This is a genomic window from Streptomyces justiciae (genome assembly GCF_015163075.1).
GTDB classification, from domain to species: domain Bacteria; phylum Actinomycetota; class Actinomycetes; order Streptomycetales; family Streptomycetaceae; genus Streptomyces; species Streptomyces justiciae.
Genome location: NZ_JADDXU010000003.1, coordinates 240,862 through 266,965 on the forward strand (window position 1 = coordinate 240,862; position 26,104 = coordinate 266,965).

A 26,104-nucleotide genomic window follows, 5' to 3' on the forward strand; every position below is an offset into this window, starting at 1 on the left:
CAGAACGGTAGGCGGAGGCCCGCCTCGCGGTCGTCACCAGTGAGAGGGGTCCTCCGGCATCCGTCTCAGGTACTACGGGTCCTCCACGGGCCAACGGCCCGGGCCCCGCGGCCCTGCCTTCGACGGCCCGCCGGTTCAGTAGCCGGACGGCCGCACCAGCCCCGACTCGTACGCGAACACCGCCGCCTGCGTCCGGTCCCGCAGCCCCAGCTTCACCAGAATCCGGCCCACGTGCGTCTTCACCGTCTGCTCGGCCACCACCAGCCGCTGGGCGATCTCCGCGTTCGACAAGCCCTGCGCGATCAGCGCCAGCACCTCCGTCTCCCGCTCGGTCAGATCGCCCACGCGCTCCTTCAACGGGGGCTTGGGGCGGTTGTCGAGGCGGGAGAACTCGGTGATCAGCCGCCGGGTGATGCCGGGCGCGAGCAGCGCGTCACCGGCCGCCACCACCCGCACCGCCTCCGCGAGCTGGTCGGCGGAGGCGTCCTTCAGCAGGAAGCCCGAGGCGCCCGCGCGCAGCGCCTCGTACACGTACTCGTCAAGGTCGAAGGTCGTGAGCACCAGCACTCTGATCTGCGGGGTCGCCTCGGTGATCCGGCGGGTGGCCTCGATCCCGCCGAGCTCCGGCATGCGGATGTCCATCAGCACGACGTCCGGGGCGAGTTCGGCGACCTTCTTCACCGCGTCCAGGCCGTCGACCGCCTGTCCGACCACATCGATGTCGGGCTGGGTGTTGAGCAGCACGGTGAAGCCCTGCCGGACCATCTGCTGGTCGTCGGCGATGAGGACACGGATGGGGCTGCTGCTCGTCATACGGGGCCGTCCTTGGGATCAGGGGAGGGGGCGGAGGCGGAGCCGACGGCGGGGGCCTCGGCCCACGGGGGTGACGTCGGCAGGAACGCGGCCACCTCGAAGCCGCCGTCTGGCCCCGGCCCCGCGCGCAGCGTGCCGCCGAGCATCGCGGCCCGCTCCCGCATGCCGAGCAGGCCGTGGCCGGCGCCACGGGAGAGCGGGACCCGGCCCGTGGGCGGCGAGTTGGTGACCCGCACGTCCACGCCGTGCTTGTGGTGGACGAGCCGCACGGCGGCCGTCGCGCCGGGCGCGTGGCGCAGGACGTTGCTCAGCGCCTCCTGCACTATCCGGTACGCCGACAGCTCCACGCCCTGCGGCAGCTGCCCACGGGTGCCCTGGACGTCGACCCGGACGGTCAGCCCGGCCGCCCGGGTGTTCTCCACCAGCGCGTCGAGTCGGTCGAGGGTGGGCTGCGGGGTGTGCGGGGCGGTGCCGGTGTCGGTGCCGGGCGCGCCGACCTGGTCCGGGGTGTCGGGGTGCTCGGAGCGCAGCACGCCCAGCACCCGGCGGAGTTCGGTCAGCGCCTCCAGCGCGTTCTCCCGGATGCCCTCCAGGTTCTCCTTGAGCTCGTCGGACGGGTTCTCCACCAGGTGCGGGGCGACCTGGGCCTGGATGGAGATCACCGACATGTGGTGGGCCACCACGTCGTGCAGCTCGCGGGCGATCCGGCTGCGCTCCTCCAGCACCGTGCGCCGGGCGCGCTCCTCGGCGGTGAGCGACGTCTGCTCGACGAGCTCCGCGCGGGCCTCACGGCGACCGCGCAGGGCGGCGCCGAGTACCACGGACACCGAGCACAGGGAGAGCGTGAGCACCCCGGTGCTCGAGTAGTCGGGGCCGCCCCACAGGCCTTGCAGGACATAGGTGACCAGGGCGGTCAGGGCCAGCGCCTCGGTGGGGACCCGCGCCCGCACCCGCAGGGCGAGCAGCAGCAGCACGACCACATGCGTGATGATTCCGGTCGTGCTCCACGGCCAGGTGAACCCCCCGGCCGGGCCCCCGAGTTTGCCGTGCACCAGCAGCGCCGCCAGCAGCGAGGCCACCGTAGACAGCCAGAACGCCGGGATGGGCCGCCACATCCCGAGAAGCACCGCACAGCCGTGCGCGAGCGAGAGCGGGAAGGCCCATCCGAAGGCCAGCCCCACGCGCTCCTCGAGCTGGGGCGTGCCGGCGACGGTGACGCCGAACGCGATCAGACAGAGCAGGCCGTGCGGCAGCCAGCGCAGCCACAGCGACGGGGGCAGCGGGTCCGCCCGGAACGTCCACAGATCGTCGCGCAGCACACGCAGCCAGCGTCGTACGCGTCCCACGACCACGTGCTGGATCCCCGTTTCCGTCACGCGGCTCAGCCTAGACATGCCGCATCTCCCTCGTCGTACCCCGCTCGGACGGGCGGCCGGTCCGCACCACCCGTGTACTCCCGCCCCGCCGACGCCCCTGCTCGTAGCCCCGGAACGCCGTCCAGCAGACGGCGAGGACGGCGGCGAACACCGGCAGCCAGGCCAGCCGCGCCGCGACCCATCCGAGGCCGTCCGGCACGGTGTGCAGGCCCGGCAGGCGGCCGGCGAACAGGCCCGTTGCGGTGGTCGCCATCAGTGCCGTCTGGTGCCACAGGAAGATCGTCATCGCGGAGAGGTTCACCAGGGCGACCGCCGCCCAGGCGAGCGGCCGGCGCATCGCTCCGCGCAGCCGGTCGCGCAGCAGCAGGGCGAGCCCGCACTGGGCCAGGCCGAAGGTGACGGCGGCCAGCGTCGGCGGGTTCAGGTTGGACACCGCGACGCCGGGGACGCCGACCATCGACGCCGGATAGCCGGCCCACGCCACGAGCGCCGCCGTCGCCGCCGCGCCGCCCGTCAGCAGAATCCAGCCCGCCCGCCGACGCTCCAACTCGCCGCGCGTCCAGGCCGCGCCCAGCGTGAACGGCACCAGCCAGCCCGCGGCCACGTTGACCCAGCCGAGCCAGGGCGGGCCGCCGAGGCCGAAGCGGATCAGATCGACATGGAGCACGGCGGCGAGCGGCCACAGCGGGCTCAGCCGGGTCAGCAACGGGGTCGCCGCCGTCAGCGCGGCGAACACCACGAGGAACCACATGGGCGACAGCGCCAGTTTGACGAGGGTGTGGACCGTGCCGAACTCCGCGCCGGTCAGGAGCAGTCCGACCGCCGCCACCGTCCACAGGGTGAGGACGGCCGCGACCGGTTTGAACAGCCGGGACAGCCGGGCGGTCAGCCACGCCCCGTACGTCGTGCCCCGGGCGCGGGCGGAGGCGTGGCTCCGGGTCGCCACATGGCCGCCGACCAGGAAGAACACCGCGAGCGTCTGGAACGCCCAGGAGATCGGGGCCAGCCATGGCATGTGCTGCAACGGGCTCGCCGTGTGCAGGCTTCGGCCGTCCGCCACCAGGGCGGTCACCAGCCAGTGGCCGAGGACCACGCCGAGGATGGCGACGGCCCGCAGGGCGTCCACGGCCCTGTCCCGGTCGGCGGGTGTCGCGGCGTCTACTCGGGCGGCGCCCTGCTGTATGGCCTCGCGTATGCCTTTCCGGGCGGAGCGCAGGGCGGGGGCCTGGGGCAGGTCACGCACGGGTCACCTCCGAGGTCTCGCCCAGGACGATCCTGGTCAGGTTGGTCAGGGAGACCGAGCCGGGGGCGAAGTAGTCGCTGTGGCCGCCGTCGCCCGCCGCGAAGCGGCTCGCGCCGAAGGACGGGGACATGGGGTCGGTGCCGAAGCCGACGGTCGTGCCGAAGAGGTCGGTCTTGATGTGCGGTACGTCCGCTATCCAGTCGTCGGTGCCGCGGGCCGCCCAGACGTGGGCGCGGGTGTGCAGGGCGGCGGCGGTGTCGGCGCCGGTGCCGGGGCTGCCGAGGAGGACGAGGTCGGTCGCGTCCAGGGCGGTGGCGGCGCGGGCGCAGACGACCGAGCCGTAGGAGTGGCAGAGGAGGGAGACGGTGGTCTCCTGGCCGACGATGCCTCGGAGTTGGCGTATGAACTGCCGGAGCTGCGGGGCGGCTTGGTCTGCTCTGCCGGTGGTCGTGACGGTCGTGCTGATGGTGTCCGGGGTTTTGTAGCCGAGCCAGGCGATGACGGCTGTGTGGGGCTCGGTGCGGTTCAGCTGGTGTTGGAGGGCCGTCGCTTCGGCTCGGAAGCGGTCGTAGGTGTCCAGGGAGGTGTCGGAGCCGGGGACGAGGACGGCGATGTGGTCGGCGTGGGCCAAGTCGCCGAGGACCTCGGTGACTTGGCCTTCGCCTCGGCCGTCGAAGTGGAGGAGGTGGCGGGTGGGGGTGGCGAGGGAGCGGTCGGCTGCGGCGCGGTGCGTGTCGCCGTGGGCGGCGGCCATGCGGGATGACTCAGCGGCGTTGGCTCTGTTGGCTGCGTATGCGGTGTCCAGCGTCGACGCTGTCAGTGGGGGGAGCGTTGCGGGAGCCGGTGCCGGGATTTCCGGGCGGGCCGCGGCGGAGAGGGGCAGTACTACGGCGGCGGTGATGAGGGTCGCGAGGGTGGCTCGGCGCCATTTGTGGGTGCGGCGGGGTGGGGGTGCGGGTGGGGGCGTTGCGCTTGCCCGCGCTGGCGGGGTGCCGCCTGCGCCCACCCGTGCCGCCCCAGCGGCACGACTGCCCGCAGACGGCACGGCGTGACGATGCGCGGCGGACTCCCCGGCGTGACCGCCCGCAGACGGCACGGCAGGACGATGCGCGGCAGACTCCCCGGCGTGACCGCCCGCAGACGGCACGGCATGACGGTGCGCGACGGACTCCGCGGCACGACCGCCCTGCACCGCAGACTCCCCGGCACAACCGCCCGCAGACGGCACGGCGTCCTCGTGCGCCGCAGGCTGTGCGGGGACTCGGAGGATGCCGCCGCTGCCGTGACCCATGGTCTGCGAACCGCGCCAGTTGATCGAGAACCCCACGTCCGTCTCCCCCTCCCGGACCGCCCGGCCATCGGGTCTGTCCGAGTGGGAAATTACGGAGCCGGACGCCTCGTCCGCGTCCCGCCGGGGAGCTCACCTCCGACGTAGCTCTCAGGTATTACGGGTATGAAGGGGGCCTCCCCAATAGGGAGCCCTCGTCACCCGTCACCACGCCAGCTGCGCGATCTCCTCCGCCACCACCGCACACGCGTCCGCCGCCGGATCGATCAGCGGGAAGTGGCCGACGTCCTCCAGCAGTGTCACCCCCACCACCTCCCCCGCCTTCGCCGCCGCGTCCGCGTACGCGTCGGCCACCGCCTGGGGGACCACGTCGTCCGTGCGGCCCTGTACCAGCGTCGTCGCGATGCCCGTCGGCAGCAGCAGGGCCGGGTCGGCGTACGGTCGGCGGGGCGCGAAGTGTTCCTCGCCGCCCAGGAGTTGCAGCGAAGCGCCACCGCACACGCCCAGTTTCTCCGCCACCGTGAAGTCCGCGATCGGGGCCAGCGCGACCACACCCCGCAGTGGCGGGGGCCGGTCCACGCGCCACCCGGAGTCGGCCGGCAGGACGTGCCGGGCCGCGGCCCACAGCGCCAGGTGTCCGCCCGCCGAGTGCCCCGTGATCACCGTGCGGCGCGGGTCGGCCTGCGGGAGGGCGTCCCGTACGAGCGCGGGAAGCGCGTCCATCGCCGCGGCCACGTCGTCGAACGTGTCCGGCCACCGACCGGCCACCGGACCGCCGGAAGCGTCCTGCCCCGGCAGCAACGCCCCCCGCCGGTACTCGACGTTCGCCACGGCGAACCCCCGTCGCGCCAGATAGTCCGCGAACGGGGTGACGTGCCGCCGGTCGTACGGCGCCCGCCACGCGCCCCCGTGCAGCACGACCACCAGCGGGGCCGGCGTCCCGGCCGGGAGCTCGGTCCTCGGAGCGTAGAAGTCGATCACCTGGTCGGGGTGGTCGCCGTACGCGGAGCTGACGTCGGGGTCGACGGGCGGGTGGGAGAACGCCGACTCCTCCTCGGCGGCGGCCCGGGCTGCTGCGGAGTCGTCGGGCATGCTCCAACCTCTCAGCGATGAAACGCAATTGGATGAGAATTCGCGAGGATTTCCCCTGTTGGCGGGGACGGTATCAGGCCCGTGACGTGCGCGGACACACGGATGTCACGCTCGGTGAGGCTTAAACGGTTCTGCTGTTTCGTTACGCTGGCCCCGTTTCGCACGGCAGTCACCCGCGACAGCCCCCGCAACCGCCCCATGGAGGCCGATATGTCCGCCGAACCCGGCACCGTACGTCCCGGAGGGCGTACCGCCCGTGTCCGCGCGGCCGTGCTGCGGGCGGCCGGTGACGTCCTCGCCGAGCACGGGTTCGCGCATCTCGACCTCGCCGACGTGGCCCGCCGCGCCGAGGTCGGCAAGACGACCGTGTACCGGCGCTGGGGCTCGGTCACCGGCCTGGTCGCCGACCTCCTCGCCGACATGGCCGAACAGTCCCTGCCCCGCGAGGACACCGGCACGGTGCTGGGCGACCTCCGCGCCAACGCCCGCCTCGTCCAGCGCACCCTCGCCGATCCCCGCCAAGGCGCCCTGTTCCGCGCGGTGATCGCCGCCGCCACCTGCGACGAACGCACCGCCGAGGCCCTACGACGGTTCTACGACATCCGGGTCGCCGAGTGGGCCCCCTGCGTCCAACAGGGCGTCGCACGCGGGGAGTTGCCACCGGGGACGGACGCCGAGGAAGTCGTACGAGCCGTGTCCGCCCCGCTCTACTACGCCCTCCTCACCACCGGAACGCCCCCGGCCCCCGCCGCCGCGGACCGCGCGGCCCGAGCCGCGTTCGCTGCCGCCGCGGCCGGCGTCTACGCCACCACCTAGGGTCCCTCGCAACCGCCCCGCGCAACCCCCAATTTTGTGGATTGCGGGGCACATCAGCGCACGAGGAACATGGCCCGCATCGCAGATGTATCCGGGCGTACGTGGCGCATGCGCACGTCGTGCCGGAGCGGGGGCTGCGGGACGGGGGATGTACAGCATGGCCGGGAACGGGGGACGGAAGCCCTATCTCGTCGTCAAGGCGCCGGGTCAACTCGCGGGCACTCGCTGGGAGTTGAATCAGGATGTTCATGTCCTCGGCCGGTTCGGCGACATCCGCCTCGCCTCCCCCGACGTCAGCAAACGCCACGCCGAACTGCGCCTCGGCAGCGACGGGGTCTGGCTGAACGACCTGCACTCCAGCAACGGCGTCCTGCACAACGGGGTGCGGCTCGCGCCGGACCGGCCGGTGCGGCTGGCCGAGGGGGACCTTCTCCAATGCGGGTCCGTGCAGCTCGTGTTCCACGGCAACGGCCACGGCAACGGCTACGGCAACGGCTACGGCGTCACCGACCTGCGCGACCACCGGCGCCGCCGCGCCGCCGACCCGGATCTGCCGACCGGCCCGGTGCGTCACGCGGACCCCCCGCCGGTCGACGACGACGCCCGCTCGTCGTCCACCCGCTTTCTGGCCGCCGCCACCCAACTCGACCCGTGGTTCGCCGACGTGGTCGTACAGCAGGTCGTGAACGAGCCCTACCGCGCGCTCGCGCCCGTGTTCGGCGCGGACCTGGGGGTCGTCACGCGGTGGGCGCTGGCGGCACGCAGGCGCCGACTCGCCCGGGACCTCGTCCTCCTCGCCCTGCTGCTCTGCGTGCTCGCGCTGATCGGGATCGGCGTCCGCGCCCACATCGGGGAGTTCCAATCCGACCAGCCGCGGATCGACTGGCAGCCGTACGCCCTCGGCGCCCTGCCCGCCCTGCTCCTCGGCTGGTCGGCCGTGGCCGTCGACATCTGGGTGACCGAACACCTGGTGCTGCGTCGGAGACTGGCCGCGCACCACTACCAACCCGCCCAGGCACCCGACCCGTTGAGCTCCCGCGTCCGCGAACGCCTCACCGCCGTGGCCGAGCGGCCCGCCGGGAACCTGATCGTCTGCTCCCACTACTACCCCTTCGCGGGCAGCGGCTTCCAGGTCGACGAGTGGGACATGCCGATCGACATCCGCAAGGGCACCGTCCGCCCGGAAGGCGGCCGCCGCGCGCCCCGGCCGTTCGCCACCGGCGAGTTGTACGACGTCCTGGTCGCCGCGGCCCGAGGCATCGGCCTGAACAACCTGCGCGTGGAGGAGCGCCTCTTCGTCGACGGACTGAACGTCGCCCTGGACCGCAGGCTGCTGCCGACCCGCGACCAGCCGCCGCTCACCCGGGTCGACCCGCACGTCATGCGCGCCATGCCGGACGGCCTGGGCGCCACCCGGCGCTCCTACGTGAGCATCGAGATCCCCGCCTGGAGCGGGCAGTTGGTGGTCACGATGTACCTGCGGGCGGTGCAGGTGCACGGCACGCTGTACCTGGAGTGGTCGGCGTACGCTCTGCTGCCGATGCTCCCGCAGTACTACGCGGTCGACCGCCTCCCCCACCGCACGGCCGCGGGCTCCGCCGTACGCGCCGGGGCGCAGGCACTGGCACGGCTGCTGCCCGCGCTGCTGGGCGCGCCGAGGGCGCTGGCGCGGCGTGCCTTCTCCGCCCGCGCGGCAGCCGCCCACCGGCGCCGGCAGCGGCGGCTCATCCGGGGCGGCTACCAGTTCGACTACGGCGCCCAGCACAGCATCCGGGAGTTCGCGTGCGGTCTGGACGAGGGCACGTACTTCCTCGGCAGGGACCTCAGCCGCGCCCTCGCCACGACGCAGCAGCACCTGCTGAACACGGTCGGCGACTTCCTGGAGGCCCACGGCATCGATTCGGAGAACTTCCAGCGGCAACAGCAGAACCTCGTCCAGAACTTCACCACGAACAACGACTACAGCGTCAAGGCCAAGCACATCAGCGGCGGCGCGATCGCCCCTGGTGGCAGGGCGAACGCCAGTGGTGCAGGGGGCGGGCAGCGTGCCGCCTCGAGCGCCCCGCGGGGCTGACAACCAACAGTGACTCGCTGCGAGGAGACGGCACATGAGGCACCGTGACGACTACACCCACGACCCCGGCTACAACGACTACAGCGTCAGTACCGGCGGCGGCGACATCACCGGCGGCGCCATCGCGCCCGGCGGCACGGCGAACTACAACGCCGCCCCCGTCTCGCCCGACACCCTCGAACTCCACCAGCGTCTCGACGAGCTGCGGCGGCTGCTCGCGCGGTACTCCGCAGCCCTCCCCAACTCCGACCAACTACTGGACGACACGGACCAGTTGGACGCCCAACTGCAACGGGAACGCCCCAACCGCACCGTCGTGCAAGGACTGCTCGACTCGCTGACGGCAGGGGCGGGCGGCGTCAGCGCCATCACCTCCGCCGTCAGCGCGGTCGTCCAGCTCGTCAGCCGTTTCCTGCCCTGACCCGCAGCGTCTCCCCGAGCACCCGTGCCGCCCGCTCCACTTCACCGAAGCCGACGTACAACGGCGTGAACCCGAACCGCAGCACATCCGGGTGCCGGAAGTCCCCGACCACGCCCCGCGCGATCAGCTCCTTCATCACGTCCCCGGCGTCGTCGCACCGCAACGCCACCTGGCTGCCGCGCTCCGCGTGTGCCACCGGCGTCACCGACTCCACCCGGCCCGCGGGCGCGTACGCGGCCACGCACTCCAGGAAGAAGTCCGTCAGCGCAAGGGACTTGGCCCGTACCGCCTCGATCGACACCCCGTCCCAGAGGTCAAGTGCCGCCTCCAGGGCCAGCATCGAGAGGATGTCCGGCGTCCCGACCCGGCCGCGCAGCGCGCCCGCCGCCGGTTCGTACGAGGCCCGCATACCGAAGGGCTCCGCGTGCGAGTTCCAGCCGGGCAGCGGGGAGTCGAAGCGGTCCTGCACCTCCCTGCGCACATAGAGGTACGCCGGTGAACCCGGGCCGCCGTTCAGGTACTTGTACGTGCAGCCCACCGCCAGGTCGACGCCGTGCTCGTCGAGCCCGACCGGCAGCGCGCCCGCGCTGTGGCACAGGTCCCAGACCGCCACGGCCCCGGCCGCGTGGACGGCGGCCGTGAGCGACGGCAGGTCGTGCAGGCGGCCGGTGCGGTAGTCGACGTGGTTCAGCAGCACGGCCGCGGTACGGTCGCCCAGCACGCCGGGCACCTCCGCCGGCGTCACCGGACGCAGCGTGCACCCGGTCATCCTCGCGGCCGACTCGGCGATGTAGCCGTCGGTCGGGAAGGTCGTCGCGTCGACGACGATCTCGTCCCGGCCGGACGAAGGCCCGCCGACCAGCCGCACCGCCCCTACAAGTGCCTTGAAGACATTGACACTTGTGGAGTCGCCGACGACGATCTGCCCGGCCGCCGCGCCCACCAGCGGAGCGATCCGGTCGCCGATCCGCTCGGGCGCCGTCCACCAGCCGCTCTCGTCCCAGGACCGGATGCGCAGCTCGCCCCACTGCCGCCGTACGACGTCCTCGACGCGCCCGGGGACGGCGGCGGGCAGCGCGCCCAGCGAGTTGCCGTCGAGGTAGACCACCTCGTCCAGCACGAACTTCCCACGCACGCCCGCCAGTTCGTCAGCGGCGCCCAGTTTCTCGGCCTTCGTCACCAAGGCCTTCGCCGCCGCCTCAGACATGCGACCGCGCCGTCCACAGCTCGGGGAACACGTTCTTCTGCGCCCGCTTCTCCAGCCAGGCCACCCCGGCGGAGCCACCCGTGCCCGCCTTGGCGCCCATCGCGCGCCGCGTGGCCACCAGATGGTCGTTGCGCCAGCGCCACACCAACTCGGCGACATCGGTCAACGCCTCGCCGAGCCGGGCGAGTTCGTCGTTCGGGTCACCGGAGTAGAGGGCGGTCCAGGCGGCCTCCACCTCGGGCGACGGCTCGTACCGCCGGGACACGTCACGCGCCAGGACGGCGTCCGGGATCGCGTGCCCGCGCCGGGCCAGCAGCCGCAGCACCTCGTCGTACAGGCTCGGCTCGTGCAGCGCCTTCTCCAGCTCGGCGTGCACGCGCGGGGCGCCCCGGTGCGGGACGAGCATGGACGCCGACTTCTCTCCGAGCAGGAACTCCATCCGCCGGTACATCGCCGACTGGAAGCCGGAGCCCTCGCCGAGCGCGGCCCGGTAGGAGTTGAACTGGGCCGGGGTCAGCTGGCCGAGCGGCCGCCAGGAGGCGTTCAGCGCCTCCAGCTCCCGTACGGAACGCTTCAGCGCGTCGACCGCGACGGGTACGTCGTCGGAGCGCAGCGCCCGGGCCGCGGTCTCCCACTCATGGACGATGACCGTGAACCACAGCTCCATCACCTGGGTCGTGACCAGGAAGACCATCTCTCCGGGATCGTCGGAGAGGGTGTGCTGGAGGTGGGTGAGCACGTCCGCCTTGACGTAGTCCTCGTACGGCGTCGTGCCTTCGAAGTCGAGATGCGGGGTCTCGGGCTCCGGATTCTCGTGAGCCTCGTGGGACATCGCTGTCTCCTGTTGTGTACTCCGGGTAGCGGTCCGCCCCTGCCGTTACCGACACGGGGGCCCCGGTCCCCAACCGAATCCTCAGCCGTCACCCCCGGGAAGCGCAAGGCCCGACTGGATCACAGCCGGGCCGAGCGCAGGACAGTGCCTCTAGCCCAGCGTCTGGGCCGCCGTCGGCGAGGAGTCCTTCAGGAACTGCGAGCAGCGCTCGTACTCCTCCTGCTCGCCGATCGACCCGGCGGCGCGGGCGAGGGCGTGCAGGGCGCGCAGGAAGCCGCGGTTCGGCTCGTGCTCCCAGGGGACGGGGCCGTGGCCCTTCCAGCCGTTGCGGCGCAGGGCGTCGAGGCCGCGGTGGTAGCCCGTACGGGCGTAGGCGTACGACTCCACGACGCTGCCCCGCTCGAACGCCTCGTCGGCCAGCTGGGCCCAGGCGAGGGAGGAGGTGGGGTACTTCGCGGCGACGTCGGCCGGGGCCGTGCCGTTCGCCAGGAGCTCACGGGGCTCCGGGTCGTCGGGGAGGTGGGTCGGGGGCGGGCCCCCGAGGAGGTTCTCGTGAATCGACATGAGGACAGTCTCTCTCGCCGGTTGTCTGCGGGCGCATTGTGGCTGGTCGCGCTCACGCGGCGGTAGCCGCAAATCAATACAGCCCCGCGCCCCTTAGGAGCCTCAGCCCAACCGCCCCTGAGAACGCTCGCCCTCCAGGGGCGGCGCAGTGATCGAGCCGTGCCTGATGCACTCCGGCCTCCTGCAATCCGGCGGCAGCGCCCGTACCGTCGTGAACGCCACCGCCGCCCCCACGATCAGCGCCCCCGCGCACACCACCATCGCCCGCCCGAACGCGTCGTCGAAGGCGCCCGGCGTGCGGTAGGCCTCCTCGCCCATCCCGGCGATCATCGGGAGCGCGGCGACCGCGATGAGGCCGGCCGCGCGGGCCGCCGCGTTGTTGATGCCGCTGGCCAGGCCCGCCCGGGCCACGTCCACCGAGGCAAGCACGGTCGCGGTGAGCGGGGCGACCAGGGTGACCATGCCGAGGCCGAGCACCAGCAGCGCCGGCAGGACGTCGGCGAAGTAGTTCGCGTCCGGGCCGACCCGCAGCATCAGCAGCATCCCGACCGCGCAGAACAGCGGCCCGACCGTGAGCGGGATGCGGGGCCCGATCCGGTCCGCCAGCTCACCTGAGCGGGCCGAGAACAGCAGCATCATCGCGGTCGTCGGCAGCAGTGCCGTACCGGCGCCGAGGGCCGAGTAGCCGGCGACGACCTGGAGCTGGAGCGCGGCCAGGAAGAAGAAGCCGCTGAAGGCCGCGTAGACGCAGAGGGTGACCAGGTTGACGGCCGTGAACTGCCGGGACGCGAAGATCCCGAGCGGCATCATCGGATCGGGCCGCCGCTTCTCGACGTACACGAAGGCGACGCCGACGCCCACGCCGAGCACCGCCGTGATCCAGTCCGCCTCGATCAGCGCGTACGTCACCAGCGCCAGCGCGAGCGCCCCTAGGAACGCGCCCAGGACGTCGAAGCTCGTGTGCTTGCGGCCGTCCCCCGATTCCGGGACGTGCCCTACGGCGATAGGGGCGCACAGCAGGGCCAGCGGGACGTTCAGCAGGAACACCCAGCGCCAGCCGGGCCCGTCCACCAGCCAGCCGCCCAGGAACGGCCCGACGGCCGCGCCGATGCCCCCGAAGCCGGACCACAGCCCGACGGCCCGACCCCGGTCGTCGGGATGGAAGGAGGCCTGGATGAGCGCCAGCGAGCCGGGGGTGAGCAGCGCGCCGCCCACGCCCTGCAACGCCCGCGCCCCGATCAGCACCCCGGCGTTCGGCGCGAGCCCGCACAGCAGGGAGGCGGCGGCGAACCACACCACACCCACGACGAACACCTTGCGCCGCCCGTACCGGTCCCCGAGCGAGCCGCCGAGCAGGATCAGTCCGGCCAGCGTGAGCATGTACGCGTTGACGGTCCACTGGAGCGCGCCGAGATCGGCGTCGAGATCCCGCCCGATGCGCGGGAGCGCCACGTTGACGACGGTCGAGTCCAGCATCGCCATGCTGGAACCGAGCACGGTGGTGAGCAGGATCCATTTGCCCTGCGGCGAGGCCAGCCGGACATCAGCCATGCCCCCCAGTAAACAGTGAGCCCGGCGCCGAAGCACCGGGCTCACTGAACACACATACGACTACTTGATCTTCGTACCCGTCGAACGCAGGTTGGCGCAGGCCTCCGTCACGCGGGCGGCCATGCTCGCCTCGGCGAGCTTGCCCCAGGTGCGCGGGTCGTAGGTCTTCTTGTTGCCGACCTCGCCGTCGACCTTCAGGACGCCGTCGTAGTTCTGGAACATGTGGGCCGCCACCGGACGCGTGAAGGCGTACTGGGTGTCGGTGTCGATGTTCATCTTGACGACGCCGTTGTCCAGCGCGGTCGCGATCTCCTCGGCGGTGGAGCCGGAGCCGCCGTGGAAGACGAAGTCGAACGGGGCGGTCTTGCCGTACTTGGCGCCGACGCCCTCGTTGAGGTCCTTCAGCAGCTCGGGGCGGAGGACGACGTTGCCCGGCTTGTAGACGCCGTGCACGTTGCCGAAGGACGCGGCCAGCAGGTAGCGGCCCTTCTCGCCGAGGCCGAGGGCCTCCGCGGTGCGCAGGGCGTCGTCGACCGTGGTGTAGAGGGAGTCGTTGATCTCGTGCGAGACACCGTCCTCCTCGCCACCGGTCGGGGTGATCTCGACCTCGAGGATGATCTTCGCGGCGGCGGCGCGGGCCAGCAGCTCCTGGGCGATCGCCAGGTTGTCGGCGAGGGTCTCGGCGGAGCCGTCCCACATGTGCGACTGGAAGAGCGGGTTCTCGCCGCGGGCGACGCGCTCCTCGGAGACCGCGAGCAGCGGACGTACATACCCGTCGAGCTTGTCCTTCGGGCAGTGGTCCGTGTGCAGCGCGACGGTGACGTCGTACTTCTTGGCGACGATGTGCGCGAACTCGGCCAGGGCTACGGCGCCGGTGACCATGTCCTTGTTGTGCTGACCGCCCAGGAACTCGGCGCCACCGGTCGAGATCTGGACGATGCCGTCACTCTCGGCCTCGGCGAAGCCGCGCAGTGCCGCGTGCAGGGTCTGCGTCGAGGTGACGTTGATGGCCGGGTAGGCGAACTTGCCTGCCTTCGCCCGGTCGAGCATCTCGTTGTAGACCTCGGGGGTTGCGATGGGCATCTGTCCGCTCCTTGGAGTGTGCGGGTTGGCGTACTACGTGCTGACGGCCCTGACCTAGACCTTGGTGTGGGGGTTGCGACGTCATCGTCGGGCCCCATCTTTCCAGACGTACCGGGATGCTCCGAGCGGCCAGAAGTCCCGGTTGCCGGACCTTTCCGGTGTCCTTGTCAGTCCAGGCCCAACTCGTCCTTGGAGAAGGCGTAGCGGTACGGCACACCGGCGCCCTGTTCGATCTTCTCGGCGGCGCCGGTGGCCCGGTCGACGATGGTGGCGACGGCGACGACCTCGGCCCCCGCCTCCCGCACGGCCTCCACGGCGGTCAGCGGAGAACCGCCGGTGGTGGAGGTGTCCTCGACGACGAGGACGCGGCGGCCGGCGATGTCCGGGCCCTCGACGCGGCGCTGGAGCCCGTGCGCCTTGGCGGCCTTGCGCACGACGAAGGCGTCGAGCCGCTGCCCGCGCGCGGCGGCCGCGTGCAGCATGGCGCCGGCGACCGGGTCGGCGCCCATGGTCAGCCCGCCGACCGCGTCGAACTCCAGGTCGGCGGTGAGGTCGAGCAGCACCTGGCCGACCAGCGGGGCCGCCTCACCGTCGAGGGTGACGCGTCGCAGGTCGACGTAGTAGTCCGCCTCCAGACCCGACGACAGGGTCACCTTGCCGTGCACCACGGCCTTGTCCTTGATCTGCTGCAGCAGCGCGCCGCGTACGTCCGTCATGCCGCCCAGCTTAGAGGCGCCGCCAGCTCCAGGTGGTCGCGGCTTCGAGCGGCTCCAGCAGCGTGACCAGGCGCGGCAGCGTGTTGAGCCCGTCGGGCGGCCCGGTCTGCGGCTCCACGCAGACGGCCTCGGCCTGCTCGTCGTAGACGACGACCCACTCCTCGCGGGAGCCGACCTTCAACTCCAGCTGCCCCGGCCAGGTCAGCGTCACGTTGACGCCGCCGGGCATCCCGAAGCAGTCGTCCCAGGGCCCGGGCTTGGGGTCGATCCGCCGCCCGGTGGGCAGGTGATCGTCCCCGCGCTCCTCCTGCCAGGCCGCCTCGAAGGCCACCTGTACGTCCTCCGCGCCCTCGCCGCCGAGGTTGCGGTTGAACCACGGGTGCCAGCCGATCTGGGCCGGGAAGGAGGAGTCGTACGTCTCGACGGACATGGTCAGCGTCAGGGCGTCCGGGGTGAGGGCGACGGCCTGGGTGACGCGGCCGGGGTAGGGCCACGGGTCGACCAGGTCGTACGTGATGACGGCCTCGTCGGCCGTGGCGCGGGCGATGCGCCAGGCGCCGTCGCGGGCGGTGCCGTGGATGGCGTGCGGCGGGGAGTTGAGCGGCATCTGCTGGACGCCGGCGCCGTCCCGGAACCGTCCGTCCCTGATCCGCCCGCACCAGGGCACCATGGGGAAGCAGCCGAAGCGCTCGCCCTGCCGCAGCAGTTCGACGCCACCGACGCGCAGCCCGCCGATCCGCCCACCGTTCCCCGGCAGCACGGTCACCTCCGCGTCACCCGCGGTCAGCGTGATGGGTTCGTTACTCACGGGACGACCCTACTGGGGCGATCAAGAGGGCATCGGGTGCGGCTGGGGTTCGGGGGGTGCAGGGCGGGCTTGGCAGCGTCGTCCGGGGAGCCGGGGCGCCAGGGGCGCCGGTCAGCGGCGCTTGCGCAGCGCCCGGGTCACCACGATCGCCGAGGCCAGTGCCACCGCCGCCGCGGGGGCCGCCCACCGCAGTGCCGGGTTCGGGGCGATGGTCTGCGGTGCGGGGACGGGGGCGTAGCGGCCACGCGGGGGTGCGTGGTCGACCTCCTCGGCGCTGCGGCCGATCATCGTGCGGCGGGCGTGGGCGGCTTCGGCGGGGAGGTCGCGGGGGGCGGTGTGGTCCTCGCCCTGGTCCTGGTCCTCGCCCTGGTCCTGGTCCTCGCCCTGGTCCTGGTCCTCGCCCTGGTCCTGGTCTTGGTCTCGGTCGGCGGTGGGAGGCTCGGGGGGTTGCGGTGCTTGCGGTGGTTCGGGGGCCTCTGGTGCTTCGGAGGCTTCCGGCGCTTCAGGGACCTCAGGGGCTTCGGGCTCGGGTGCCTCCGCGGCTTCCGGTGCCTCCGTCTCCTGACTCCCCAGGTTCTCCGCGAAACGGTTCAGCAGCCGTGTCGCCGCCGACGTCACCGACTCCCCCGGCAGCTCCGTGATGCGTCCGTCCGCCGACGCCGTGCCTCCGAAGGTGAGGGTCGTTCCGCCTTCCGCGTCCGTGAGCCGCAGGGTCAGCGTCAGCTTCACCGTGCCGCTGCCCCGGGCCTCCACCGCCTCGCCCTCGACCGCGTACGTGCCGTCGTCCCGCGCGGACAGTCGGGCCGTGCCGCGATACGTGACGGAGTGACTGCCGACGCGCACCTTGAGCCGCCCGGTGACGGGCTCGGCGCCGGCGTCCTGTTGGAGCCCGGGAACGGCCCGGGCGACCCGTAGGGGATCGGCCAGCGCCTCCCTGAGCCGCTCGGCCGGAACCGGAACGAACACCTCATGCTCCATGGTCCGCGAGCCTACCCAGAGGACCGACGACTGCACCCCCGTTGGTCGAAAGTGACCGCGCCCTCGTGTCGGCGGGTCCGGGCGCCGGTGTCCTCAGCCTCCCGGCGTCACGAGTCCCGTCTCGTACGCGACGACCACCACCTGCGCCCGGCTCGCCAGCCCGAGCTTCGTCATCGTGCGGTTGAGATGCGTCTTCACGGTCGCCTCGCTGATGAACAGCCGGTCCGCGGCCTCCGCGTTGGTCAGACCGCGGGCCACCAGCCGGACGACCTCCACCTCGCGGGTCGTCAGCGCGGCCAGGTCGGCCGGGGGCTCGGCGCCGGCCGCCGTGCCGTCGGCCGTGCGAGTGTAGGCCTCCACCAGGCGCCGGGTGACCGCCGGCGCGAACAGGGCGTCACCGCGGTGGACGGCGGTCACCGCGGCGAGGAGGCGTTCGGGGCCGGCGTCCTTGAGGAGGAACCCGGAGGCGCCCGCGCGCAGCGCGCCGTACACGTACTCGTCGAGGTCGAAGGTGGTCAGGATCAGGATGCGCGGCGGTGGGTCGGCCGCCGCCGCGAGAATGCGTTCGGTCGCCTCGATGCCCGTGATGCCGGGCATGCGGATGTCCATGAGGACGACGTCGGGGTGGGTCTTGGCGGCCAGCGCCACGGCCTCCGCACCGTCCGCGGCCTCGCCGGCCACCTCCATGCCGGGGGCGGCGCGCAGCAGCGCGACCAGTCCGCCGCGGACGAGGAACTGGTCGTCGACGACCAGCACCCTGATCGCCGGTTGGTCGTTGCCGGTGTCGGTCATTCCGCGACGGCGTCCCCCCGGCGTGCGCTCGGTGCCGACGTCGGCAGGGTGAGGTGCACGCCGAAACCCCCCTCGCTGCGCGGGCCGACGACGATCGACCCGCCGTAGAGCTTGGCCCGCTCCCGCATCCCGATCAAGCCGTGTCCGCTCCGGTCCTGCTTTCTGGCCGGATTCACCCCCTTTCCGTTGTCCTTGACGGTCACCGTCATCTCGCCTGCTCTGTAAGCCAGTTCGACGTGCGCCTGCGCGCCGGGAGCGTGTTTGAGGACGTTGGTCAGGGCCTCCTGGACCACGCGGTAGAGGCAGAGCTGGACGCCGGGTGGCAGCGGGCGGGGTTCGCCGGTGATGCGGAGGTCGACGGGGACGCCGCCCGCGCGGACCCGGTCGACCATGTCGGCGAGCTGGTCGAGGCCGGGCGCGGGCGCCCCGTCGGCCGCGCCCTGGACGCCGTCCGCGCGCAACAGCCCCAGCATGCGCCGGAGTTCGGCGAGCGCCTCGCCGCTGGAGCCGGCGATGGTGTCGAGCGCCTCGCGCGCGGTGCGGGCGTCGGAGGTGAAGACGAAGCGGGCGAGGCCGGCCTGGACGTTGATGACGGCCATGTGGTGGGCGACCACGTCGTGCAGTTCGCGGGCGATGCGGACGCGTTCCTCGGCGACCTCGCGGCGGGCCCGTTCGGCCTGTTCGGCCTTGAGCTGCCGGGTCAGTTCGGCGGTCCGGCGGGCGGAGTGACCGAACCACCACAGGACGAGGGCGTAGGCGAGGGACTGCGCGACGACCGAGGCCATGGAACTGCCCTCGGTGACCAGGCCCGCGTAGATCCAGACCCCGGCCAGCAGGGCGGCGCAGACCGCGGTGGTCCGGGTCGGGCGCAGGGCGGCGACGGTGTAGAACGCGAGCATCGGGCCGAGGGAGTTGACCACCGGCCAGTAGCCGAGGGTGACGTAGCCGGCGGAGACCGCGAGGACGCCGACGCAGACGAGCACGGGTGCCCTGTTGCGTAGGACGGTCGGCAGGTTGGCGAGGGCGACGAGGGTCCAGGCGAGGGCGTCGGGTGCGGGCCACCCCTGGGCGGCCGACTCCCGGCCGAGGAGGACGGCCACGGTCGTCTGCGCCGCGGTGATCAGGCCGTCCACGACGAGGGGGTGGATCCGCATCGCCGCAGCGTAACCGCCGTGCCCGGGCGGGGGCGTCAACCTCCCGCGGTACCGCGGAAGTTGCAGGAACCGCGCGGTTACCGCCGAGGTTGGGCCGAACGTCCAACCAGCGCGGGATTCGGGGCGCATGCCTCGCGTCCTAGTTTTCCGGTGCGGGCCGGAACGGGGGCTCAACGGGGGACCCCCGGCCCGCGGCAACCGAAGGAGAACCACGTATGTCTCTGCGTAAGAAGGCTCTCGCGCTGGCCGTCGTCACGGCCGTCGGCGGCGGACTCGCGCTCACCGCGACGCCGGCGTCGGCGAGCATCTCCCAGGGGTACGTCTCCGGGGCGGGCGACCCGACGAACGACTGGGGCGACGAGGGCACCCTGTCTGCCACCAGCCACGCCAACAGCAACGCGACCGCGCTGGTGCAGCTGCTGCTGTGGGCGGACGGCGCCAAGGAGAAGAACGGCACCACGTTCGACTACGCCGACATCGACGGCCGGTACGGGTCCAACACCACGGCGGCGGTCAAGTCCTGGCAGAAGCTGTACAACAGCCGGGTGGACGCCGGGCTGGTGGTGGACGGCAAGGCCGGCCCGAAGACCCTGGGCGCCGCGGACGTCTCGCTCGTCGACAACGGCAACGGCACCGTCACGTTCTGGGGCTGGAAGCACAACGTCACGTTCAAGCGCTCCGGCGGCAAGTACTACGTGAAGGTCAACAACACCCGCGGCTGGAAGCTCGCCTCGTACAACACGCTGAACGCCGTCTGAGCCACGGCGGGGGCAACGGGGGAAAGGTGACGGCGGTCCGTCCCTCCTGGGGAGGGGGCAGGCCGCCGTCCCATGTGGGGGCGCGTGTCGGTCAGTTCGCGTACTCGGGGTGCACCAGCGTCGACGGCGGCAGGCCGGTGATCCGGGTGCTCGCCACCGTGCGGGCGTCGGCTGCGAGGGACGCCTTGGTCAGGGTCCGGGGCGGCGGCGCGTGCCCGTCGAGGCCGAGGGACGGCGTCATGTCGGCGGCGGCCAGGACGAAGCCCCAGTCGCGGGGTGCGCGGGAGGCGCCGGTCACCCGGTCGGGCCCGGCCGCGAACCCTTCGTCACGCCCGCCGACGCAGTAGGGCACGGTACGCAGCCCCGCCGCGCGCATGGTGGTGTCGACCGTCCAGAAGACGCGGGGTCGGGAGGAGACCGGCCCGGCGTGCACCACCAGGCGGCCGCCCGGGGCCAGGGCGCGGTGGGCGAGGCCGTAGAACTCCTGGGAGTACAGCTTGGTGCTGGCGGTGATGCCCGGGTCGGGCAGGTCGGCGATCACCACGTCGTAGGCGGCGGGCCGCGCCTGCCGCAGCCAGCCGAAGGCGTCGCCCGTGGTGACATGGACGCGCGGGTCGTCGTACGCATGGCCGTTGAGGGCGGCGAGGGCGGGGTCCGTGCGGGCCAGCCGCACCACCCCGGCGTCGAGTTCGACGACGTCGACCCGGCCGACGCCCGGATGACGCAGGACCTCGCGCGCCGCGAGCCCGTCGCCGCCGCCGAGGATCAGCACGCGCGTGTGCGGGCCGTTCATCGCGGGGTGGACCAGCGCCTCGTGGTACCGGCGTTCGTCGCGTCCGCTGACCCGGAGGCGGCCGTCGAGGAAGAGGTCGAGGGGGCGCCCGTGGGTGCCGCCGGTGAGGACGACCTCCTGGACGTCGGTCTGGAGGGCCACGCGGACGTCGTCGCCGTACACCGCCTGCCGCGCCGCGCGTTCGAAGTCGTCGACGAGTACGGCGGCCGCGGCGAGGACGCCGAGCACGGCGAGGTTGGCGATCACCAGCAGCCAGCGCGCCCGGCGGGTCAGGTCGCGGCGGAACAGGCCGAGGACGAGGGCGCCGCCCACGATCGCGTTGACGGTCCCGGTGATCAGGGCGCCGGTCAGCTGGCCCAGCATCGGCAGCAGGAGAAAGGGGAACGCGAGGCCGCCCACCAGACCGCCGACGTAGTCCGCGGCGAAGAGGTCGGCGACCGCGCCGCCCGCGTCCTGGCGGCGGATGCGCTGGATCAGTTCCATCAGCAGCGGGACCTCGGCGCCGATGAGCAGCCCGATCGCGAGGGAGAACGCGACCAGCAGACAGCGCGGCCCGTTGGCCCACAGGCCGCCCCAGTCGCCGGTCCAGGCGAAGACGGCGTACAGCGCCATCGCGCTGCACCCGCCGACGAGGGCGAGCGCGGCCTCGATCGCGCCGAAGCCGGCCGCGGCATGCCGGCGCAGCCGCTTGGCGAGCAGCGAGCCGACGCCCATCGCGAAGACCATCACGGACAGCACGACGGAGGCCTGGGTTACCGAGTCGCCGATCAAGTACGAGGCGAGGGCGACGAGTTCGAGTTCGTACACCAGTCCGCACGCGGCGCACACGAACACCCCTGCGAGGACCAGGAACCGCCCGACCGCGGGCCGCACCGGAAGCCGCACAGGACCCGCCCAGGGCGGCGCTGTGCCGGGCGGGGCGGGCGCGTGCGGTTCGATCACGTTGCGACGGTACGTCACTGCAACGGCACGCTTCGTCACCCACACGTGTGGAACTCACGGTCGAGGGGCGGACCGGGGTTTGCGGACACATGGGCAACTCACGGTCGACGGTCCGACCGGAGTTTGCGCGGCCGCTACGGCGACTCGCCCTCTAGAGCGCGGCAGGAACCTTGACGCCGACCTTCGTCCGGGTCGCCACCAACTGGCCGTCCTGCGGGTACGCGTGCCAGGTCCGCCACAGCACCTGACCCTCGTGATGCTGGGCGAGCAGGGCCGTGAAGGCGTGCGGACTGCCCGGGAAGACGCCCGCGAGGCCGTGCGGGTGGTCGGAGACGAGGGCCAGCAACTCCTGGGCGCGGCCCGCGAACTGGCCCGGGGAGAGGACCTCCACGCGCGCCGCGAACTCGTACTCCCAGTCGCCGACGCGCTTGGCGACGCCGAGCGGCAGCGGGGTGCTGCTGCCCGGGATGCAGGCCACCGTCTCCGAGCAGGTGCCGCGCTCCTCCTCCAGAAGCACCTGGTGGGAGGCGCCGAGGAGTCTCAACTGGAGGGTCGCCCCCGCCAGTTCGAGGTCGAGCGTGGCCAGCGCCGGAAGCGGCTCGCGTCCCAGCGCCCAGGCGAGGTCGGCCGCGCGCGTGTCGGTGTAGGAGGTGTTCAGGGTCGTGAGCATGGATCGGCTCCGCAAGCACGCAAAGTAAGGGCGGTGTGGGGGGGGCGCCGGCGCACCCGGGTCGACACCGGCGGGGATTCGGCCCGGTCGGCCCGGTCGGGATTTCACAGCTGAAGTGTCCGGAGGACGGCCGAGGGCCCGCTTTGGTGATTTAGAGGGAATCATGAACTGTGGCGCCGCCACAGCGTTTTTACCCAACTTCGTGGCGTTTCCATCCCTCAGAGGGCTCCACAGTTCAACTGTTCAACTACGGCGCACGCCGGGCCCGCCAGGGCGTACGCCGGGGCATCCGCACGCCGGGCACGAAAAGCCGGGCCCCACCCCCGTGCGGGCCCGGCTCGTCCGGCTGCGGTCAAGGGGCTCAGCTGCCTCCCCCACCGCAGCCGCCCCCACCGCCTCCTCCACAGGACGACCCGCCGCCACACGACGAGCCGCCGCTGTCACCCCCTCCGTCCGCCCAGCTGTTGCCGCTGGTGTCGCCGCCGCTGCCGCCGCCCGACCGGGACGAGCCCCGGTTCCCCCGGCGGCGCTGCGCGACGATCCCCACCCCGAGCAGGGCCGTGTAGAGGACCAGCAGAGTGATCCCGAGAAACATGGACATGCCGTCCCCGCCTTCCGGCGACCCGGCCGCGGCCCGCGTCAGCTGCCGCCGCCGCAACCGCCCCCGCCACCACAGGACGACCCGCCGCCACACGACGAGCCGCCCCCGCAGGACGAGGAGGAACCACAGGACGAGGACGACGACGAGCCGCACGACGAACCGCCGCTGCTGGACCCCCCGTCCGCCCACCAGCTGCGGCTGCCGCCGCGCCGGCCCGCCCGCACCCCGTGCGAGCTCCCACTGCTCGCCCTCGCGATGACGAGGACCACGAACCCGATGAACACCACTGCCAGGATGATGCCGAAGACCATGGCGTCACCCTCCTTCCGTGTCCCCCGAGACGACCCCCCGTGGGCGCCTCGGGTCCTGCGTGCGAGGGAGATGCCCCGGCGTCTCATCAGCCAAAGCAGAGTTGAGGAAGTCCAGAGCTTGGGCGCAGGATGACCGGCATGACCTCCACCGCACGCCCGCACCTCAACCGCCGGCTCGCCGAGTTCGGGACGACGATCTTCGCCGAGATGTCCGCGCTCGCCGTGCAGACCGGCTCGATCAACCTCGGCCAGGGCTTCCCCGACACGGACGGCCCCGAGGAGATCCGGGAGGCGGCCGTGCGGGCGCTGCGCGACGGACGCGGCAACCAGTACCCGCCGGGCCCCGGCGTCCCCGAGCTGCGCACCGCGATCGCCGCGCACCAGCAGCGGCGGTACGCACTGTCGTACGACCCTGACACGGAGGTGCTGGTCACGGCGGGCGCCACGGAGGCGATCGCCGCATCGCTGCTGGCGCTGTTGGAGCCCGGCGACGAGGTCATCGCCTTCGAGCCGTACTACGACTCCTACGCGGCCTGCATCGCCATGGCGGGCGGCACCCGCGTCCCGGTCACCCTGCGCCCGGACGGCGACAGCTTCCGCCTCGACCTCGACGAGCTGCGCGCGGCGGTGACGGACCGGACCCGGCTGCTGCTGATCAACACCCCGCACAACCCCACCGGCACGGTCCTCACCCGCGAGGAGCTCACCGCGATCGCCGAACTGGCGGTCGAACGGGACCTCCTGGTCGTCACCGACGAGGTGTACGAGCACCTGGTCTTCGACGACGCCGAGCACATCCCCCTCGCGACCTTCCCCGGCATGCGGGACCGCACGGTCACGATCGGCTCGGCCGGCAAGACCTTCTCCTTCACCGGCTGGAAGGTCGGCTGGGTGACCGGCTCGCCGTCGCTGGTCAGCGCGGTGCGCTCGGCGAAGCAGTTCCTGACGTACGTCGCCTCGGGCCCCTTCCAGTACGCGGTCGCCGAGGCCCTCGCACTGCCGGACAGCTACTACGAGGCCTTCCGCGCGGACATGCTCGCCAAGCGCGACCTGCTCGCGAGCGGCCTGGCGGAGGCGGGCTTCGGGGTGTTCCGGACCGCCGGCACCTACTTCATCACCACCGACATCCGCCCCCTCGGCGCTGTGCTGTCTCAAGAGGGCGACGGCTTCGCCTTCTGCCGCGCGCTGCCGGAACGGGCCGGGGTGGTCGCCATCCCCAACGCGGTCTTCTACGACCACCGGGAGGCGGGCGCGCCCTTCGTACGGTTCGCGTTCTGCAAGCAGACGGGAGTGCTGGAGGAGGCGGTCAAGCGCCTCAAGGGGCTAGCGGGCTGACGCGACCCGGGCGGTCAGACACTGGGCGCATGATGCTCGCTTATGCCTGAATTCTTATGCAATGTGCTGATGTGACCCATGTCAGCACGCTCGCGCCGCCCACCGTCACACAGCCCGGCACCGCCGAACGCAGCACGCCGCGCCATCCCATGGCGGTGGCGCTCGGCCTGTTCGCCGCCGCCCGGCTCACCGGGCTTGCGGTGCTCGCCGCGACCGCCTGGGCCACCGGCCACCACCCGCTCACGCTGCTCGGCCGGTCCTGGGACTCCCGCTGGTACCTGGGCATCGCCGCGCACGGCTACGGCCACACCCTCCACATCCGCCCCGGCGTCGTCTACAGCGACCTCGCCTTCTTCCCGCTCTACCCGGCGCTGGTGCGCGCGGTGACCGCGGTCAGCCCGCTGGGCGGCGGCGCGGCGGGCCTGCTGGTCTCGTGGACGGCGGCGGCGGTGGCGGCGTGCGGCATCTACGCGATCGGCGTACGCCTGCACGGCCGGGCCGTAGGCACCGCTCTCGTCCTCCTCTGGGCCCTGTTGCCGCATTCGGTCGTGCTGTCGATGGCGTACACGGAACCCGTCCTGACCGCGTTCGCCGCCTGGTCGCTGTACGCCGTGCTCACCGGCCGCTGGCTGTGGGCGGGCACGCTGGCCGCGCTCGGGGGGCTGGCCCGGCCGAACGGGTTCGCGGTGGCGGTGGCGGTGCTGGCGACGGCGGCGTACGAGATCTTCCGGACCCTCAGGCGGGGCGGAAAAGTTACCCACAGCCTGTGGACGGGCGCGGCGCTCGCCCCGCTCGGCTGGTCGGCGTACGTCGTCTGGGTCGGCCATCGCAAGGGCGACCTGCTCGGCGGCTACTTCGCGGTGCAGCGCGGCTGGGGCTCCAGCTTCGACTTCGGCCACGGATCACTCCGCTTCACCCGCCACCTGATCCTCCAGGGCGACCGCCTGGTCTTCCCGATGACGCTGCTGATCGTCGCCGCGGCGGTCCTCCTGTACGCCCTGCTCCTCCTGGACCGCCCCCCACTCCCGCTCGCCGTCCACACCGCCGTACTCCTGCTGATCACCCTCGGCGGCTCGGGTTTCTTCGAGTCCAAGCCGCGCTTCCTGCTCCCCGCGTTCCCGCTGCTGCTCCCGCTGGCCCGGGCGCTGGTCCGCACGGCGAGAGCCCGGCCCTGGCACGCGGTCGTGGTGACCGGTGCCCTGGCCGGGCTCTCGTTCGCCTACGGGGCGTATCTGGTCGTACTGGCGGATACGCCGCTGTAGCGGATGTTCAGCTCCTACTCGTCGCCGTCGGCGTCACCCTCGGGCTTCTCGGCGTCGTTGATCTCCTGCTCCAGGCCGAGCTGCTCCACGAGCCACTTGTCGAACTCGATCGCGGCCCGCACCCAGCTGACCGTCGACGACACGAAGTGCTCCAGGCTCACCCCGGTGCCGATCAGCATCTGCGCCTCGCCGATGAGGCGGACGGTGCCGTCGTCGTGGGTGTGCGTGTAGAGCTTGGGCCACAGGGTGCGGCGGTTCCAGTCGTCGATGGACTCGAGCAGCTGCGGCTTCTCGTCGATCTTGTGGGGCCGGTCGTAGAACGTCCGGACGGAGAAGACCTGCTGGTCACCCTCACCCCGGAACATGAAATACGTACGGAACTGCTCCCACGGCGCCGCGAGGTCACCCTCTTCGTCAACGACGTACTTCAGCTCCATCTGCTCCAGGAGCTGCTTCACGAGGTCCTGATCCGGGACGACGGGGCCCGCCGGTCCTTGGGGCTGCGGCTCGGGCTGGCCCCCGAAGTTCGGAATCGAGGACGGGTCGATGGTCACCGTGATTTTCCCTTCGTACGGATTCCGCCATCCTCCCCCATGCGGGGAGGGGGGTGGCAACCCCCGGCGG

Annotated in this window: 25 protein-coding genes; 6 read left to right on the forward strand and 19 right to left on the reverse strand. The window is 72.4% G+C overall.

Going from position 1 to position 26,104, the window contains the following annotated elements; translation table 11 throughout:
* Positions 1–135: 135 nt before the first annotated feature.
* The 5 genes from IQ210_RS09415 to IQ210_RS09435 form a co-directional block, all read right to left on the reverse strand.
* Positions 136–813: a response regulator gene (locus IQ210_RS09415; RefSeq protein ID WP_194078427.1), complete on the reverse strand. Its 678-nt coding sequence runs from the start codon at positions 811–813 to the stop codon at positions 136–138.
* Complete coding sequence (locus IQ210_RS09420; protein WP_194078428.1) at positions 810–2,207, reverse strand: sensor histidine kinase; 1,398 nt, start codon at positions 2,205–2,207, stop codon at positions 810–812. Before IQ210_RS09420 ends, IQ210_RS09415 begins: the two co-directional genes overlap by 4 nt.
* A complete protein-coding gene (locus tag IQ210_RS09425; protein WP_228047529.1) occupies positions 2,200–3,423 on the reverse strand; it encodes an acyltransferase family protein in 1,224 nt (407 codons plus the stop codon). The genes IQ210_RS09420 and IQ210_RS09425 overlap by 8 nt, the downstream gene beginning before the upstream one ends.
* A gap of 1 nt (position 3,424) precedes the next feature.
* Positions 3,425–4,438 carry an alpha/beta hydrolase gene (locus tag IQ210_RS09430; protein WP_194078951.1) on the reverse strand — a complete coding sequence of 338 codons (1,014 nt, stop codon included), beginning with the start codon at positions 4,436–4,438 and terminating at the stop codon, positions 3,425–3,427.
* A gap of 486 nt (positions 4,439–4,924) precedes the next feature.
* Complete coding sequence (locus IQ210_RS09435; protein WP_194078429.1) at positions 4,925–5,812, reverse strand: alpha/beta hydrolase; 888 nt, start codon at positions 5,810–5,812, stop codon at positions 4,925–4,927.
* Positions 5,813–6,022: 210 nt separating this feature from the next.
* Between IQ210_RS09435 and IQ210_RS09440 the strand changes: the two genes are divergently transcribed.
* The 3 genes from IQ210_RS09440 to IQ210_RS09450 all read left to right on the forward strand — a co-directional run bounded on the left by IQ210_RS09440 (position 6,023) and on the right by IQ210_RS09450 (position 9,123).
* A complete protein-coding gene (locus IQ210_RS09440) occupies positions 6,023–6,628 on the forward strand; it encodes a TetR/AcrR family transcriptional regulator (protein WP_194078430.1) in 606 nt (201 codons plus the stop codon).
* 157 nt (positions 6,629–6,785) lie between these two features.
* Positions 6,786–8,702, forward strand: coding sequence for an FHA domain-containing protein (locus IQ210_RS09445; RefSeq protein WP_194078431.1), 1,917 nt, complete (start codon positions 6,786–6,788; stop codon positions 8,700–8,702).
* Between the two features lie 34 nt (positions 8,703–8,736).
* Entirely contained in the window at positions 8,737–9,123 is a 387-nt protein-coding gene (locus IQ210_RS09450) for a DUF5955 family protein (RefSeq protein ID WP_194078432.1), read from the forward strand.
* On the opposite strand, the gene kynU is transcribed toward IQ210_RS09450, so the two are convergent.
* From kynU to IQ210_RS09500, 10 genes are all read right to left on the reverse strand, one after another.
* On the reverse strand, positions 9,104–10,330 hold the full coding sequence (gene kynU / locus IQ210_RS09455; RefSeq protein WP_194078433.1) for a kynureninase: 1,227 nt from the start codon (positions 10,328–10,330) through the stop codon (positions 9,104–9,106). The two genes, IQ210_RS09450 and kynU, sit on opposite strands and share 20 nt — an antisense overlap.
* The gene (locus IQ210_RS09460) at positions 10,323–11,162 is read right to left on the reverse strand and encodes a tryptophan 2,3-dioxygenase family protein (protein WP_194078434.1); all 840 of its coding nucleotides are present in this window, start codon (positions 11,160–11,162) and stop codon (positions 10,323–10,325) included. Before IQ210_RS09460 ends, kynU begins: the two co-directional genes overlap by 8 nt.
* 150 nt (positions 11,163–11,312) lie before the next feature.
* The gene (locus IQ210_RS09465) at positions 11,313–11,726 is read right to left on the reverse strand and encodes a DUF3151 domain-containing protein (protein ID WP_059194130.1); all 414 of its coding nucleotides are present in this window, start codon (positions 11,724–11,726) and stop codon (positions 11,313–11,315) included.
* Between the two features lie 102 nt (positions 11,727–11,828).
* Positions 11,829–13,277, reverse strand: a complete 1,449-nt coding sequence (locus tag IQ210_RS09470) for an MFS transporter (RefSeq protein ID WP_194078435.1) — start codon at positions 13,275–13,277, stop codon at positions 11,829–11,831.
* Positions 13,278–13,337: 60 nt separating this feature from the next.
* On the reverse strand, positions 13,338–14,360 hold the full coding sequence (gene fbaA / locus IQ210_RS09475; protein WP_194078436.1) for a class II fructose-bisphosphate aldolase: 1,023 nt from the start codon (positions 14,358–14,360) through the stop codon (positions 13,338–13,340).
* A gap of 167 nt (positions 14,361–14,527) precedes the next feature.
* Complete coding sequence (pyrE, locus tag IQ210_RS09480; protein WP_194078437.1) at positions 14,528–15,076, reverse strand: orotate phosphoribosyltransferase; 549 nt, start codon at positions 15,074–15,076, stop codon at positions 14,528–14,530.
* Positions 15,077–15,086: 10 nt separating this feature from the next.
* Entirely contained in the window at positions 15,087–15,884 is a 798-nt protein-coding gene (locus IQ210_RS09485) for an aldose epimerase family protein (RefSeq protein WP_194078438.1), read from the reverse strand.
* A 111-nt stretch (positions 15,885–15,995) separates the two neighbouring features.
* The gene (locus IQ210_RS09490; RefSeq protein ID WP_194078439.1) at positions 15,996–16,862 is read right to left on the reverse strand and encodes an SRPBCC domain-containing protein; all 867 of its coding nucleotides are present in this window, start codon (positions 16,860–16,862) and stop codon (positions 15,996–15,998) included.
* 93 nt (positions 16,863–16,955) lie between these two features.
* Positions 16,956–17,654, reverse strand: coding sequence for a response regulator (locus tag IQ210_RS09495; RefSeq protein WP_194078440.1), 699 nt, complete (start codon positions 17,652–17,654; stop codon positions 16,956–16,958).
* Positions 17,651–18,808: a sensor histidine kinase gene (locus IQ210_RS09500; protein ID WP_194078441.1), complete on the reverse strand. Its 1,158-nt coding sequence runs from the start codon at positions 18,806–18,808 to the stop codon at positions 17,651–17,653. Before IQ210_RS09500 ends, IQ210_RS09495 begins: the two co-directional genes overlap by 4 nt.
* A gap of 215 nt (positions 18,809–19,023) precedes the next feature.
* Between IQ210_RS09500 and IQ210_RS09505 the strand changes: the two genes are divergently transcribed.
* Positions 19,024–19,566 (forward strand): peptidoglycan-binding domain-containing protein, encoded by a 543-nt coding sequence (locus IQ210_RS09505; protein ID WP_194078442.1) that lies wholly within the window; start codon positions 19,024–19,026, stop codon positions 19,564–19,566.
* Positions 19,567–19,657: 91 nt separating this feature from the next.
* Here the strand turns inward: IQ210_RS09505 and IQ210_RS09510 are convergent, their stop codons facing one another.
* From IQ210_RS09510 to IQ210_RS09520, 3 genes are all read right to left on the reverse strand, one after another.
* Entirely contained in the window at positions 19,658–21,301 is a 1,644-nt protein-coding gene (locus IQ210_RS09510) for a polyamine aminopropyltransferase (RefSeq protein ID WP_194078443.1), read from the reverse strand.
* Between the two features lie 151 nt (positions 21,302–21,452).
* The gene (locus tag IQ210_RS09515) at positions 21,453–21,971 is read right to left on the reverse strand and encodes a DUF2617 family protein (RefSeq protein ID WP_194078444.1); all 519 of its coding nucleotides are present in this window, start codon (positions 21,969–21,971) and stop codon (positions 21,453–21,455) included.
* 361 nt (positions 21,972–22,332) lie between these two features.
* Entirely contained in the window at positions 22,333–22,761 is a 429-nt protein-coding gene (locus tag IQ210_RS09520; protein ID WP_194078445.1) for a hypothetical protein, read from the reverse strand.
* Positions 22,762–23,012: 251 nt separating this feature from the next.
* Between IQ210_RS09520 and IQ210_RS09525 the strand changes: the two genes are divergently transcribed.
* On the forward strand, positions 23,013–24,218 hold the full coding sequence (locus IQ210_RS09525) for a pyridoxal phosphate-dependent aminotransferase (protein WP_194078446.1): 1,206 nt from the start codon (positions 23,013–23,015) through the stop codon (positions 24,216–24,218).
* A gap of 71 nt (positions 24,219–24,289) precedes the next feature.
* On the forward strand, positions 24,290–25,480 hold the full coding sequence (locus IQ210_RS09530; RefSeq protein ID WP_407699688.1) for a hypothetical protein: 1,191 nt from the start codon (positions 24,290–24,292) through the stop codon (positions 25,478–25,480).
* A 14-nt stretch (positions 25,481–25,494) separates the two neighbouring features.
* On the opposite strand, the gene IQ210_RS09535 is transcribed toward IQ210_RS09530, so the two are convergent.
* Entirely contained in the window at positions 25,495–26,034 is a 540-nt protein-coding gene (locus IQ210_RS09535) for a YbjN domain-containing protein (RefSeq protein ID WP_194078447.1), read from the reverse strand.
* Positions 26,035–26,104 lie beyond the last annotated feature (70 nt).